The organism is Paenibacillus sp. OK076, from assembly GCF_900110055.1.
Lineage (GTDB): Bacteria > Bacillota > Bacilli > Paenibacillales > Paenibacillaceae > Paenibacillus.
On the sequence record NZ_FOCH01000005.1, the window covers coordinates 222695 to 237525 of the forward strand.

At 46.3% G+C, this 14831-nt stretch carries 11 protein-coding genes; 2 read left to right on the forward strand and 9 right to left on the reverse strand.

The window, feature by feature from the left end; genetic code table 11:
• Window positions 1-80: 80 nt before the first annotated feature.
• From BMY78_RS27720 to BMY78_RS27735, 4 genes are all read right to left on the reverse strand, one after another.
• A complete protein-coding gene (locus BMY78_RS27720; RefSeq protein ID WP_076290895.1) occupies window positions 81-1010 on the reverse strand; it encodes an ABC transporter permease in 930 nt (309 codons plus the stop codon).
• 75 nt (window positions 1011-1085) lie between these two features.
• Window positions 1086-2558, reverse strand: coding sequence for an ABC transporter substrate-binding protein (locus BMY78_RS27725; protein WP_076290896.1), 1473 nt, complete (start codon window positions 2556-2558; stop codon window positions 1086-1088).
• Window positions 2559-2840: 282 nt separating this feature from the next.
• Window positions 2841-4355 carry a response regulator transcription factor gene (locus BMY78_RS27730; RefSeq protein ID WP_090904504.1) on the reverse strand — a complete coding sequence of 505 codons (1515 nt, stop codon included), beginning with the start codon at window positions 4353-4355 and terminating at the stop codon, window positions 2841-2843.
• A 1-nt stretch (window position 4356) separates the two neighbouring features.
• On the reverse strand, window positions 4357-6144 hold the full coding sequence (locus BMY78_RS27735; RefSeq protein ID WP_177185901.1) for a sensor histidine kinase: 1788 nt from the start codon (window positions 6142-6144) through the stop codon (window positions 4357-4359).
• 255 nt (window positions 6145-6399) lie between these two features.
• Here BMY78_RS27735 and BMY78_RS27740 point away from each other — a divergent pair, with 255 nt between their 5' ends.
• Window positions 6400-9156: an endo-beta-N-acetylglucosaminidase gene (locus BMY78_RS27740; RefSeq protein ID WP_090904506.1), complete on the forward strand. Its 2757-nt coding sequence runs from the start codon at window positions 6400-6402 to the stop codon at window positions 9154-9156.
• Window positions 9157-9275: 119 nt separating this feature from the next.
• Here BMY78_RS27740 and BMY78_RS27745 read toward each other — a convergent pair whose 3' ends face one another.
• From BMY78_RS27745 to BMY78_RS27765, 5 genes are all read right to left on the reverse strand, one after another.
• Window positions 9276-9842, reverse strand: coding sequence for a hypothetical protein (locus BMY78_RS27745; protein ID WP_143067091.1), 567 nt, complete (start codon window positions 9840-9842; stop codon window positions 9276-9278).
• 91 nt (window positions 9843-9933) lie between these two features.
• Window positions 9934-10452: a DinB family protein gene (locus BMY78_RS27750; RefSeq protein ID WP_090904508.1), complete on the reverse strand. Its 519-nt coding sequence runs from the start codon at window positions 10450-10452 to the stop codon at window positions 9934-9936.
• Between the two features lie 108 nt (window positions 10453-10560).
• Complete coding sequence (locus tag BMY78_RS27755; RefSeq protein ID WP_090904509.1) at window positions 10561-11532, reverse strand: helix-turn-helix transcriptional regulator; 972 nt, start codon at window positions 11530-11532, stop codon at window positions 10561-10563.
• Between the two features lie 86 nt (window positions 11533-11618).
• Complete coding sequence (locus BMY78_RS27760) at window positions 11619-13154, reverse strand: replication initiation and membrane attachment family protein (protein WP_090904510.1); 1536 nt, start codon at window positions 13152-13154, stop codon at window positions 11619-11621.
• Between the two features lie 355 nt (window positions 13155-13509).
• Window positions 13510-13803: a YuiB family protein gene (locus tag BMY78_RS27765; protein WP_053783239.1), complete on the reverse strand. Its 294-nt coding sequence runs from the start codon at window positions 13801-13803 to the stop codon at window positions 13510-13512.
• 230 nt (window positions 13804-14033) lie between these two features.
• On the opposite strand from BMY78_RS27765, the gene hemQ reads away from it, so the two are divergent.
• Window positions 14034-14780, forward strand: a complete 747-nt coding sequence (gene hemQ, locus BMY78_RS27770; protein WP_090904511.1) for a hydrogen peroxide-dependent heme synthase — start codon at window positions 14034-14036, stop codon at window positions 14778-14780.
• Window positions 14781-14831 lie beyond the last annotated feature (51 nt).

Genomic DNA, 14831 nt, shown 5'->3' on the forward strand with positions numbered 1-14831 from the left:
ACGTTCCAGCCATTGGATACATGATGGAAGTCGCGTTTTTTTACGATTTGAGCCACAGTGGTTCACTCCTTTCTCTTATCCTAGAATAGGCTGCTATCTTTATCGATTTTGCGTACTACGTAGTTGGAAATGATAACGAGCACGAAGCCTACAACGGATTGATACAATCCGGCAGCGGTACTCATGCCAATCTCACCACTTGTTTTCAAGCCACGATACACATACGTATCAATAACATTGGTAACGGCATACAACGTACCCGAATCCCTTGGAACCTGATAGAAGAGACCAAAGTCGGCATAGAAGATGCGGCCCACAGCCAGCAACGTCATAATAATAATGATCGGTGAGAGCAAAGGAATCGTAATGTTGCGAATCTGCTGCCACTTATTGGCTCCATCGATCATGGCTGCCTCATACAGCGACCGATCAATCCCCAGAATGGAAGCGAGATAGACAATGCTGTTGTACCCGATCGTTTTCCACAAAGCTACAAACACCAGGATATACGGCCAATACTTCGCTTCCGAATACCACTGAATCGGTTCCACACCGAACCACCCAATAATCTGGTTCAACATCCCCCGGTCCATGCTCAGGAAGCTGAACGCGAAATAACCGACAATAACCCAGGATAGGAAATACGGCAGGAACATACCTGTTTGATACAATTTGGCCAATCGTTTATTGACCAGCTCCGAGAGCAGAATCGCCAAACCTACAGCGAATACCAGCCCCAGAAATATAATCGCAAGGTTATAAAAAAGCGTGTTTCGAGTAATGAGCCAAGCATCGTTGGTGCTGAACAGGAATTTAAAGTTATCCCAACCCACCCATTCGCTCTTCATCAGACTGGCCCAGAAGCCTTCGCGGCTGAAACGATATTGTTTGAATGCTGCTACTGTACCCACCAATGGCAAGTAGGAGAAGAAGAAGAACCAGATGGCGCCTGGCAGCACCATGAACAGCATGACTCGGTTTCTAATCAGATTTTTCAAAAATGCGGTCATATGGAGATCCTCCTTCAGGCTTGAATGAAAAAGGATCGGGCGCAACAAGCAGCGGCCCGATCCCTGAATTTACCCTTACTTATTTGCCGCTCTCCAGGCATCAAGCTGGGTTTGGGCTTCAGCCATCACTTTTTCAAGTCCGGCTTGATTGAACTTCTCAATCACTTGCTCCAAATTGTTCTCTGGGTCCAGCGTACCTGTCATCAATGCGGCCCAGTATTGCTCTTTGACATTCTGCACTGCTGTCAGTTCCGACGACACTTTGCTTGAGTCAAAGTTAAAGCTCAGAATTGGGGAATTTACACCCTCTGCATTAAACTTCTTAAACTCATCCCATTTGTTATCCGGGTCATTGTTGTTCAGATACAACAACATGTTGTTGCCGAGGGAGTAAGAAGGCATATCATAGTTCTTGGATTCAGCCAGATTTTCCATGTGCGTGTCATCCACTTTTTTGTAGTGAACGCCCTCAATACCGGAATCAACCATATTGCGCAGCACTGGATCTGTATTCAACAGGTTCAGGAACTCCATTGCTTTCTCCGGATATTCAGAGTTGGCCGAGATAGCCATGATCGAACCTTGTACAGACGTGTTGGTGATGATCGCGTCACTAGCTGGTGTGGAAACTACCGGATATCCGTAGCTTGCTGACCATTGGTTGTCCGCGAGCGGTTGTGTCTGTGCACGATCCAGGAACCAGTTGCCTGATGTGGTCAGGTCATTGGTGGAGCCTGTTGTTGCTGCCTCTGGTGATACATAACCAGCTTTGTAGTATTTGCTCATCGTTTTGAGTGCTGCTTTCATTTCCGGAGTATCCAGAATGTTCACGATCTTGTAATCCGTCGTATCCAGTTTGATTGCCATTGGCAAGTTCTGAATGACGTAGTCGTAAGGCACATAAGGAACGAAGTTTTTATCCATTCCAAATGGAGTCACGCTTGGCTCATTTTCCTTGATCGTTTTGAGCAAAGGCTCCAGACTGTCCAACGTACGGATATTGGAGATGTCCATTTTGTATTTATCAAGCAGCGTTTTGTTGAAACGCCATACCTCTTGTTGAGGCAGCTCTTTGTTGGCCGGAATACCGTAATTGTGTCCGTCTACTTTCGAACCGCTCAGGAATGCAGGATCAATCGTTTTAATAAGGTCCTGACCATATTTAGGGAGCAAATCATCAAGCTCAAGGAATGCGCCCTTTCTAGCATTTTGAACATAATCGAATCCGCCTGAAGAGGTGAACAGGATGTCCATTGGCTCACCGGATGCTACGTTAACTTGCATCTTTTGCGGATAGTCACCCCAGTCAACCATTTTCATTGTAACTGTGGCATTGATTTTTTCTTTCGTGTACTTGCTGACTTCTTCCATCACTTTATTAACATCTTTCTGAGGGGTACCAATGGTGTACCAGATCAGCTCGACAGGAGCCTCTCCTGCTTCCCCTGATTCTGAAGCATCCTTGCTTCCTCCACAGGCGCTAAGAACGAGTGTAACCGCCATCAACAATGCAAGAACGAGAGAAAAACTTTTTCTTTGTTTACTCATTTCCTTGATCCTCCCTTTTCGTGTTCCCTTTAGCTGTACAAACTAACTGCTTTAACCTTATCGAATGAAAGCATTTTCAAAAAGAAGATAAACTTAATATTTCGAGGTACAAATTAAAGAGAAATCAGTACCGATTCATGAATTTGTACCGATTTGAATAAATCGCTTACATCAAAAAGACATGCTGAGTAACATTTGGCACCAACTCCATTGCATGCCCTCCTGTCCCCAGAATGTCTCATTTAGTTCAGTCCACTGGTCCAATCGGTGATCCACTGTAAATTATCCAAAAACCTTAAAATCGGTTGGTGAAATTCCCACATACTTGCGGAACTGTTTATAGAAATATCCGGTTTCCCAGTACCCCACATTCCTTGCGATCTCATGCACTTTCAGATTCGAATTGCGCAGCTGTTCCTTGGCACGTTCGATCCGGTATTTATTGATATATTCGGCAAAAGTCTCCCCCGTCTCCTTGTGGAACAGTTGTCCCAAATATACCGGATGAAGATGATAGTGAGCACCCAGCAGCTTCAGGGAAAGCTCTTCTGCGTAATGTTTGTCAATATGTTGAAGCACCTGGTTGACGATTGGATTCTTTAAATCCTGAAGCAGAGACTGTATCGTCTCTGTCCCCACCTGCTGCAACGCCTGAACAAGTTCATCAAACGTTCCACTGTCCAGTACAAGGCGAAGTCCACGTTGGTAAATAGCCGATTCATCCGAATGTTTGATGCCCTCCAATTCCATCTTGAAGCGAATGACCACTTCCAGTGCGATATTCTGCAACTCAGCCGGAGTAACCCCGTCGCGGTGCTGTTCAAAATCAACCCGAATTCGCTCCGCAAGCAGCTCTGCATTACGGGATAGAATGAGCTTCGCGTACTCCTTCCAATCGATCGAGAAGGAAGAAGCAGAGCTTCCACCCTTCTCCAATATGGCATGATCGATCACTTTGAGATTGGGATAGATCATCACATACTGGAGCGCCTTTTTCGCCTCCTGATAGCTTGCAGGAGCATGGTGGAGTCCGCGCATCAGACTTCCTGCCCCAATCAGAACAGCAGGATGTGTCTCACACAGCGCAGCGGATAATGCCTGAAGGCACTCCATAAATTTCTTTTTCTCGTCCTCGCCTGCATGCATATTGGCAACAATGACAATATCTCCGTCGATGTCATGGAATATATTCACATAGGACTTATCCTTCAGCATGTCCTCCACTCGCTCGAACATGCCGGATGCTTCTCCTTTAGTGCGCAGTATTGCTACTGCAACATCAGGTGCATCCAGCGAAAGATTCAAGAACTGCGCCCGTTCCTCGAATTCCGTGGCCGCGATCTGTCCCGTCAGCCATCGATGAAGGATGTTGTCTTTCAGAATCTGAACACCATAAGCATCATCTGTTTGAGGAGACAACGTATGGTCCAGCTTGGAAGCCGTATTGCGAAGCGTCGATTCCAGTTCTTCCACATTGATCGGTTTGAGCAGGTAATTTTCGATACCCAGCTGCATGCCCTCTTTCAAATATTCAAACTCATTAAAACCACTTAGAATAATTACCTTGATGTCAGGCTGCAATTGCCTTGCTTCCCGAATCAGATCCAGACCATTCATGAATGGCATGGAAATATCGGTGATCAGTATGTCCACAGGCTGCGCGGACAAGGCGTTTAATGCGGCCTGTCCATTGCCGGCATGGCTTACAATTTCCATATCGAATGACGACCAATCCAAAATATCGTACAACCCTTCAATGATGAACGGTTCATCATCCACTATAAATACCTTGTACATATTAAATACCTGTCCCTTCTGTATGAGGATAACGTACCCTGATCAGGGTTCCTTCTCCAAGTGTACTTTCTATCGTGATGCCGAATTCCGGTCCATACAGGAAACGCAAACGGGTGTGTACGCTGCGCAGTCCAAACATTTTACCCGACTCTTCCGGACGTTCCAGTTCTTCTAAAATTTCAGTCAGGCGTTCAGGCTCAATGCCTTTGCCATTATCTCTGACCTCTACCTGCAAAGCGTCGCCCATTTCTTCAACAACGATTGTTAATTGATTATCCGAACGTTCTGTCTGAATGCCGTGCACCACATAGTTCTCAATAATCGGCTGCAGGGATAGCTTGACCACCGGATGCTGGTTATGCACAGTGTCCAACTGAATAGAGTACATGAAAATATCCTTATACCGGATTCGGAACAATTCCAGATATAAACGGCAAGCTTCCATCTCATCCTTGAGCGTATAATTTTTCTTCTGTTGAACAAGGCTCTTGAATAACACGGATAAACTGTAAATCATCTCTCCAACATCCTTCGCCCCCTGCGAAATCGCCCTCATTCGAATGACTTCCAGCGTGTTATAGAGAAAGTGAGGATTAATCCGTGCCTGGAGAGCGACCAGTTCTGTCTCCTTTTGTTTGATCTCGGCTTTGTAGACGCGCTCAATATATTGATTAAGTTCATCCAGCATATCGTTGAAACTGTGCGAGATCTGTCCGAGCTCATCATCACGGGCATCATCGATACGTGCTGTCAGGTTGCCATATTTCACCCTTTGGGTGAAACGAATGATTCTGCGGGTGCGTTTGGCAAAATTAATGATGAAAAATGCCGGAACCAGCACTGCAAACAGGATACATATGATGCTAATCGAAACGATTGTATTGCGTGTACCCGCGTAGGCCTCAGCCATCTCATCCACAGGAACCGTGCCAACGACCACATATCCCTGATCCGCCGAGACAAACTTGTTCACATACATATTTCGCTCCTTTTTCATCGAGTCCATATCCGTCTGATCAAACAGGGAATCGGCCACATTGATATACGGGTACTTCTTGCCGTAATAGTTACTGTTGGAATCGAACAATACCGTACCCTTGGCTGACAGCACCACAATTTCTCCCTTGAGATTACTTTCATAACTATCCAAAGCGTTGCCAATACCTGCTGAGTCAAAGAACACAAGGAACTGTCCCAAATTTCGAAGGGTCTGTGTATCGTTGATAGGCACCCGAATCGCATACAGCGCCGGGTCCCATTGATCAATTTCTTTACGAATCCAATAGTTTGGTGCGCTGATATTCGGTGTCTCCATCGCCATCACGTCAGGAATATAGGAATGAGCAACATTGGTGTTCAGCTTTCTGAACTGCTTATGTTGATTGAAGCTGGACAGATCCTGTCGCTCAGCACTATATAACATCACTTGATTGATATCCGAATTGCGATCCATGATATTCTGAAAATGTTTCAGTACATCAGCTGAATAATCATCCTGATTCGCATAATAGCCATTCGTCAGATGCTGTACATACTCGGCGTACGTGTGATTCATCAGGTAGGTGATATTGGCTGATAAGGCCTCATTCTGATGCATATCTCTCACCATGTTTTGCACCGATTCATACTGCTGATGAATATATCGGTCAACACTCTCCATAGCCGCTTTCTGGATCGCCAGCTCTCGGCGAATCGTGGCATCGGACACTGACAGGAAAATGATATAGGACAAGGTAATAATCGTTACAATCGAAATCATGGAGAAGATGAACAGCATCTTCATAAACATATTATTTTTAAAGAAATTTTTGTAAACGCTAACAATTCTCAAGTCACATGTTCCCCCCGATGCTGTTTTCCTGTCTAAAGTATATCATCTGCCTTCTGACATTAACTTGTCACCTGGAACTTTTCTTTAGTTTATACCTGTGTTTCTTTAATTTCGCCTTATTTGAAAATGCTTTCATGCCCTATCGTTAACCATAAGTTTATTTTTGTGTAAAAGAATACCTTACTTTCTTATTCGACTTGAAGGAGGAACAGCATGACACGCAAACACAAACCCAAAGGCCTTATCCCCAAAGTAACCGCAATGGTTCTCACTTCGGCTCTACTTGGACAAGTCATTGCCACATCCGTTTATGCCGGAGACACGCTCCCTTATACAGGTGATAGCGCCAAGGGAGTAAACCAGCCTTACCAGCATGGCTACACCGCTGCCCAGATTCTGAATTGGACACCCGAAAGTGATATCCATGGTGATCTGCTTCGTGCTCATGTACCTTTGCAGCCACGTAACGATGCCTTTGCGGCCACGCAGGCTTATCCCGAACTCAGCCCGGACACCCAGCTCTTTACGATGAGTGGCGATTATGGCAATTCATTCTTTGGCAGCACTCCTTACACCAATGAATTCAGCGAATACCTCTTTAATTATTGGCAGTACACAGACTATTACAGCTATTGGCATGGTATGGCTTCTGCTGGCGTGCCTGAGGAATTGTATGACCCCAATAAGGAATGGACGGAAAAGTACTTTGAGTTTGGCATTTTGAACATTCCGAATCCAGCGTACACCAATGCTGCACACAAAAACGGTGTCCGTTCCATCGCCAACATCTTCTTCTCAGACAATGATCGTGGACCACAAACCTACAAGCAGATGCTTGTGCAGGATGAAGAAGGGAATTTCCCTGTCGCTGCAAAGCTGGTCGAGATGGCAAAGTATTATAATTACGACGGATACTTCTTCAATCAGGAAGAGGTTGCCAAAGGCGTTGCGCCTGAAGACATCTCTTCCTACAAGAAATTCATGAAGTATTTAAGAGACGAAGGACTATATGTTCAGTGGTATGACTCCACCATCAATACAACGGGCAAAATTCAATACCAAAACCAGTTTAACGGACTCAACAGTCCTTTTGTGCAAGATTCTGCATTAGGCAGAGTCTCCGATTCGATCTTCCTGAATTACGTGTGGAACCATGACATGCTGCGAGATTCGCGCGATCATGCCCTAGATTTGGGTCTTGATCCACTGGAAACGGTATTTGCCGGTGTCGAAGGTGGAAATGACCAGTTTGGTCGTTGGAAGCAGCTCTACGATCTGCGTAACAATCTGGACGAGAACGGTCAGCCTATGAACAGTATTGCAACGCTTGGTGCTGACTTTACCCACAATGCCCTGGATGAAGAAATGGGCGATGGCAGCACGAATCATAGAGCCGAAGATGAGTACCAATGGATGACCTTTGTGCGTGACCGCGCTTGGTGGTCAGGTCCGAATCAGGACCCAACCAACGCACGCCGTACGGCATCCGTCGATCTGTCCGATGTATATGCTTCTGGTGCAAAGTGGGACGGCATCGCCGCTTACCTCACCGAACGCTCCGTTATTCATGGCTCCAATTTTGTGACCAACTTCAATACAGGCCACGGTCTGAAATATTATGAGGGCGGAACCGTCTCCAATGCAACCGAATGGTCCAATATTAATATTCAGGATATCCCGGTCACCTGGCAGTGGTGGATGGATAGTCAAGGTGACAAACTCACTGTTGACTTTGACTATGGTCCAACCTATGAAAAAGGTTCTCGTTATACGTATGATTCCGTTGGTGCGTTCACTGGCGGCAGTTCTCTTGTCGTGAACGGAAGTCTAAATGCGGACAATTTCCTTCGTCTGTACAAGACGGATCTGTCGATCAACGCCCAATCCAAACTGGAACTCACCTATAACAAACCGTCTGTCAACGACGCTTCCTCCATGTATATCGGACTGATCTTCGAGGATGAACCGACCAAAGTGGTCAAAGTCAAAGTGCCCAATTCAGGTCAGCACACGTCAGGCTGGAAGACCACCTCACTCGATCTGAGTGCATACCAAGGGAAGACTGTTGCAGCTTTTGGTCTATCCTTCGACCCTAACGGCACTACGATTGAAAAATATCAGATGAACATTGGTGAGATTCGTATATCCGACGGTTCTGCCGCCAAACCGAATGCTCCAACGGGATTCCATATTACCAAAGCACTGACCAACACCGATGAGTTGGTTGTCGAATGGGATATCGAGGACTATTCGAAGGTTAAGCAATATAATCTGTATGAGAACGGCGCTTATGTCGGCGGCGTGTATGACTCCACATTTTATATTAAAACGCTCAAACATCCCGCTGGCGAACTGTCCATTCGTGCTGTAGGCTCAGATGGTACCGAGAGTGAAGCAACCGTCCTGTCCTATGATCTGAATGCAGCTGTTCAGGACATTGATGTGAAATTCAAGAACAATGGCGATGCTATTGTCCGTTGGAAAAACCCGAAGAAGAACCAAGGTAAAGATCCGATTCAGCTTACACTCCAAACGGAGTACACGAAGGAACCTTTCACCAAGACACTTCAGGTCAAAAAAGGAAAACAGTCTGCCATTCTGACAGGCCTTCCGACCAATGGTGAACATTACGTCCTGGATATTGCCATTGGCAAACAGAATCCAGTCACAACGACCGGACAACTGGCAGATACTCAGATTACACCATATGCCAAGGAAAAGGTGACGGTAAAGGATGGAAAGTACACCCTCGCATTGCCTGATTTGGAGGATTGGTACAAAATCTATGTCTATGAAAATGAGGTGGCACGCGAATTCGGAGTAACTTACGTTTCACAGAAGTTCCCTTATATCATTCGGGGCAGAACGAAGCTGAGCGAACTGACATTCACGCCTGCGTCCAGCACCAGCTCCCTGAAGCTCGTTATCGAAGATTATGCCGGCAATAAAGCAACGACGATTCTGCGATAAAAGGTCACAAGGTTAACCGACTTCTAGGCGCCGAGAAAACAATAGAAAAATCCAGCCCTTTCGCTTCCCTACAGGAAGTCGGAAGGGCCTAATTTATGTTTGGCACTTTTAATTAAAGTCTACAATACGCCATTCATCCCACCAAATATTCGACCTAAAACATTAAAATAGATCATAATAAATGACAATATAAGTGCTATCGATAGAATGGGTAAAAATTGTTTTTTATTTATGGGTATGATCAGCACCAACACAACAATCATGATTAGATATATTATCATAAGGACTGGAATTAAATAGTAATGAGTGTGAATGGGTAAGTAAGCGTGACGTAATTGAAACCCTTCTGACAGTAATAATGTAATGGGGAGAGCTGTAACAACATTAGATAACATCCCACTCCCACGTGCATACCACATAATATAAGCACAGATCGGAGATACCACCGCGCATATCCCCCAAAAAACCATAGCCCTTTCTGGAGAAAAATGTAGAAATAACAAGGTGTAAACATAATACACGGTCAGCATCGATCCGAAAAAGATGAATATTTTTACTGCCGCCAAATGGGGAGAATAGCTAAAAACCGATAGAAGCACTGCAACAAATACCCATACACCTAGACGTCCCCCTACACTGTCAAATATAGGGTTGATCCCCGGAACATCAACAAGTTTGGCTGCCACCCCCATGATAACTCCGATCAGCATGGCATACCCTATCGATACAACTTTTTGTTTTGTGGTCGACTCGCTCTTCACTCTTATCCGATTCATTTTACCCTTGAACTTTCTGCTGTTCCAACAAATAAAATATATAATCGGTTGGCACACCGCTATAACCTTGCTGTCTCAACATCGCGGTCACATTGCCCCGGTGATACGTCCCGTGGTTGACAACATGCTGTAGAATGTCGGAAAAACGTGTTTCCATTTTACCGTATTTCGGATGCTCGATTGTCATTTTTTTGTCCGGGTCAGGCGTATGCCGCAGTAAATCGCGGAAACGTTCGGCAACGCTGCCAAACAGTTCCCGCATCTCATTCATGGCTTTACCCTGCGCTTCCTCTGTCCAGCCCGAGATTTTCGGGAAGATCTCCTCGTTCGGAACTTCCGCGAGCACGAGCATATAGAGCTGTTCGAACAAGTACATATGTGCACATGTTTGTGATACGGATGGGAACACGCTCGTTACTTCCGCATGGAATACCTCCTTCGGGAGTTGCTCCAGGTGTGCAAACAATCGATCGTTTGCCCAAACATGATAGTCATACAGTCGGTATGATTGTTGAAGCATCAATGAATTCACCTTTCCCTTCTTCGCATGGTTTGGCTGCCTTAGCCTTGACTCAATCGTATAATAAGTTCGCTGACAGCTGTTGTCAGCGAACTTCCATCCAGAAATTCAATCCGCATCGTTTTCATAATGTTTGGCGATACCGTATGCCATTTCCTGAATCCGCTGCTTCAACTCCAGTGGTTCGCGGATGCGAATGCCCGTGCCGAAGGTCATGAGATATGTCGGAAGGTACTTGTTCATCGTCGGAGCATCGATCAGAAACCGTGCCTCCCGATCGGTTCGTTCCGTCAAATAGTGGCGCAGATGCCAGTGGTTGCAAACCGCATTAAGCGTGTCAGGCTGTCCCTCAATACGGATTACCGTCAACGGTCCATCTGCCTCCCGTCTCTGGTTGGACTGCTCACAGAAAAACGCGGACGCAGAGAAAGTCTCCGGCTTGTCAAACCTTGCTTCGGTTGTCTCCAGTCGTTCGATTCGTTCGACGCGAAACGTCCGCATTGCCTGCGACCGATGGCAGAACGCGACAGCGTACCATTCGTTTCGGTCATACGCTAGCCCATATGGATCGACTTCACGTTCGTAAGCCTGCTCCGCATTCGCTTTCCGATAGAAGATACGGACCGTTCGCCCGTCATTCGTCGCTTGTTCCAACTCCCGCAACAACGGAACGACTGAAGGCGGACGCGCTGAAGAGACCACGTCCAAGCTGCTCTGCTTGCGTGACAGATCGTGGCGCTGCTCCTCGTGCAGTCCATTCTCCACCTTCTTCAGCGCGTACTCCAGCTCTTGCACATAAGGATAGCCAGCACCTTGGGCAAATTTAAACGCATCCACAAGCGCCTTCAACTCTACAGCGTTAAAGAACAATGGCGTTTCCTTGAAATTTTCCAGAATATGAATACCACCATCATGGCCCGATTCCGCAACGACCGGCACGCCACTTGCGCATAATGCGTCGATATATCGATACACAGTGCGGACGCTAATCTCCAAACTGTCCGCGATCTGAGCGGCGGTGAGCTTTCTTCCGGATCTCAGCATCCAAAGCATGGACAGCATGTTATCCCATTTTGCCATCGGGAGTCCCTCTTTTCTTTGAAAGAATAAAAGGCAAGTCTCCTTTGATTTAGGTGACTCGCCTTTTAGGTGTATATTATGAATTGTTATGAAGTTCCCTTTTGTTTGCTTGCTTGCATCTGCTGGGCAAACCTCATCATCTCTTCGAACTCTTCTTCGGATACGGCATCGCCGTCGGCACCTATGTCTTGTACAATCGGAATTTCGGGTTTGGCTTTGGTTCCTTTGCCGTATGTACGGGAACGGGTTCCAGCTGCACCAGCAGCCTGTTTGCCTTTGACCTTGGCTTGGTCTCGAATGTATTGTACCGCCTTCTCATAGGAATTCACCTGCTTGAGCAGCATGTTGGAGGCAATAGCCTCAACGAAGTTACGGTTAATTCTTTGCTCGCCGCCGGATACAAGCAATGCCATCAAGTAATGAATCAGTACATTGATTACTTCACCTGGCAGCTTGTAGCTGAGGTCGATCTTCTCAAAAATGTCCACCAGGTTGTCCGGCACGGCACCAGGGAAGAACGTCTGAAGCAATCGTGTGTAGGGCTCATTACGCAGCATCATATTATATTGATGAATATCACACTTGGTCGAAAATTGCGGAGGCACTTCGACGTAATATTCCATCTGTACCACATGTTCAACAGGCGGTTCACCGGAATCCTCTTTCCGTTCAGGCTCCTCCATATGCTGTCTGAGAGCAACAACCTTCGCTGCCTGTACCGTCTGCTGCTCATGTCGCTTCTTGGTCTGTCTGAACTGCAGGCTTGCCTTGTGTTGAAGGTCATCCAGCACAAGCTGGCCTTGTGAGTTAAAGATATCATCTTCATCCAGCAAACGACATACATCCTGTACGCTGAGATTGAATTTGTTCACGACATAATTCACAATGCCGAGCTGTTCGTGATCGAACCGCAATTGCTCCACATGACGGCGATTGACCGACTCACGCGGAAAACGCAATATAATGTCGGCATAATTCAGACTGTTCTCTTCAACTGCTCCATTGATCCCGCTGCGCTGAGCCGAAGTCGACACTTCCGACAACGCCTGCTCCAGTTCATAATCGATGACATGCGTATTCAATTCAAATATATCGTAAAAAGGAACGGAAATATTCTCTTTATTCGCTGCCGGGTAAGGCGCATCACCGCTCTCTATCGCCGAAAAACCGGAACGCAGTGAGAGTACGGCGAACTTGCCGATTTTGTCACGAAGCAGCAGTGTCAAATGCTGTGTACGGAAAAATTCTGCCGGAGAGAGCGGAGGCTGCAGCTCATATTCATAAATGTAGTCGTCATTTTCCGGAATATACAGCCGTGAAGTCTGAAGCAAACCAACGGCTTCAAGCTTGGATGCCTGCTCCACCAAATACTTGCGCCCTTTCTCGCTGGGCTCAAGTCCCAGCGTCATGAACAGCCTCCGTTGCTGTTCAAGCGGCGAGTAACCGACCTGTTCACCGGGAAGATGCTGAAACAGCAATCGATACAAGCCTATCGCAAAGGCACCTACCATTGGCTGATACGCTCCGGTGAGCATGCGGTCATCCAGGGCACTAAGTCCAAACTCCCTGTATACGCAATAGCGATGATGTTCAGTATAATGGTGCAAATTCTTCATGCGCATAGCTTGATCTCCTTCTCCCCAAAAGTATGTTTATCTATTCTATCATAAATGTCCGATCCTCAAATGCTCAAAAACAGGTAAAAAACGGACCTGTTCTCGCTCCGTTTCGTCCTAGGTCGACAGCATTCACGTTTTCGTAGAGTTGCTAGATTACTATAAAAGCTACAGCCATAGAACACAAGTGAACATATGGAGAAAATGTTATACACATATATATGAGACATGTCCGAATGATCATGCACATTTTTGGGATGCATGCCAAAAAGCCTTCCCTTTGCACTCGTAAGCGTTTACGACAAAGGCAAGACCTTTATGGAAAATGCAGTACAGCGTTTGCTGCCATTTGGGTAGCTGATTAAAACATTTTGTACCCACCCAGGCGAAGTTTGCGAATGGCCCAGCCACTGATGACCGCTCCAGCAAGTCCAGCTACGCCCGTCATATAGTCTACAATATGGAAAGAACCCAGATGCGACATCAGCGATGCCGTATGATCCCATAAGGAATACACGACGACAGGCAGAATGACAATAATGAACAGATAGGAAGGAAACCAGGTTGTCTTCATCAGCATATTCAGAATGAAACCGATACCAAACATCATAACGAAAAATAACACCATCAATACCAGCACAGGTATAAACTGCATCGGGTGACGTTCACCTCTTCTTTCACTGAATCGGTTTCTCTTACTACGGATAGTAGATAGTGTACCGCAAAAAATGTGGCGAAGCAACGAACTTTCTGGACAAATTTCCCTATATTCACCTTCTCTTCATTTGCCCTTCTGCTTCCTGTTGGGATACAATGAAGACGATAAAGTACTCAACCGTCCCTTACCGGGATTTGGAAATATAACCTGCAGGAGGAATCAATTCAATGAACGAAGCCGCATCAACATTGGAGGGCTGGTACGCCCTGCATGACTTCCGCTCGATTAACTGGGCCGCCTGGAAAGCAGCCGATGATGAGGAACGCGCCGTAGCCCTGGACGAGCTTCAGGCGTTCTGGAAGGAATGGAAAGCAGTAGAGGATTCATCCAAAGGAAGCACTGTCGTATATACCGTTGTGGGACAGAAGGCTGACCTTGTCATGATGCACTTGCGTGAAACGCTGGAAGATCTGAAGGCTGTTGAGAACGCGTTCAACAAAACGATGTTTGCCCAATACACCACCAAATCATATTCTTATGTCAGTGTAGTGGAACTGAGCAATTATCTTGGCAAAGAGGGCGAAGACCCTATGCAGAACCCGGAAATCATCGCTCGTCTCAAACCGGTCCTGCCACAGCGACAATATATCTGCTTCTACCCAATGAACAAAAAACGTGAACTGAACGATAACTGGTACATGCTGTCGATGGACGAACGCCGTACGATGATGCGCAGCCACGGCATGATTGGCCGCAGTTACGCTGGCAAAGTGAAACAAATCATTACCGGTTCCGTTGGTTTCGATGACTGGGAATGGGGCGTTACGTTGTTTGCGGATGATGCACTTCAGTTCAAGAAGCTCGTTTACGAGATGCGCTTTGACGAAGTCAGTGCCCGTTATGGCGAATTCGGCTCGTTCTATGTGGGAAGTCTGCTGAACGAAGCAACATTGGAAGATATGCTCAAGCTGTAAATTGGATAAATCACAAAAAGCACCGCGACACCTCCATTAAGGATAGGGTCA

Coding starts and splice junctions, on each gene's coding strand:
- hemQ (WP_090904511.1), top strand. CDS start 14,034: ATGAACGAAGCCGCATCAACATTGGAGGGCTGGTACGCCCTGCATGAC.
- BMY78_RS27725 (WP_076290896.1), bottom strand. CDS start 2,558: ATGAGTAAACAAAGAAAAAGTTTTTCTCTCGTTCTTGCATTGTTGATG.
- BMY78_RS27720 (WP_076290895.1), bottom strand. CDS start 1,010: ATGACCGCATTTTTGAAAAATCTGATTAGAAACCGAGTCATGCTGTTC.
- BMY78_RS27735 (WP_177185901.1), bottom strand. CDS start 6,144: ATGTTTATGAAGATGCTGTTCATCTTCTCCATGATTTCGATTGTAACG.
- BMY78_RS27755 (WP_090904509.1), bottom strand. CDS start 11,532: ATGGCAAAATGGGATAACATGCTGTCCATGCTTTGGATGCTGAGATCC.
- BMY78_RS27765 (WP_053783239.1), bottom strand. CDS start 13,803: ATGCAGTTTATACCTGTGCTGGTATTGATGGTGTTATTTTTCGTTATG.
- BMY78_RS27740 (WP_090904506.1), top strand. CDS start 6,400: ATGACACGCAAACACAAACCCAAAGGCCTTATCCCCAAAGTAACCGCA.
- BMY78_RS27760 (WP_090904510.1), bottom strand. CDS start 13,154: ATGCGCATGAAGAATTTGCACCATTATACTGAACATCATCGCTATTGC.
- BMY78_RS27730 (WP_090904504.1), bottom strand. CDS start 4,355: ATGTACAAGGTATTTATAGTGGATGATGAACCGTTCATCATTGAAGGG.
- BMY78_RS27750 (WP_090904508.1), bottom strand. CDS start 10,452: ATGCTTCAACAATCATACCGACTGTATGACTATCATGTTTGGGCAAAC.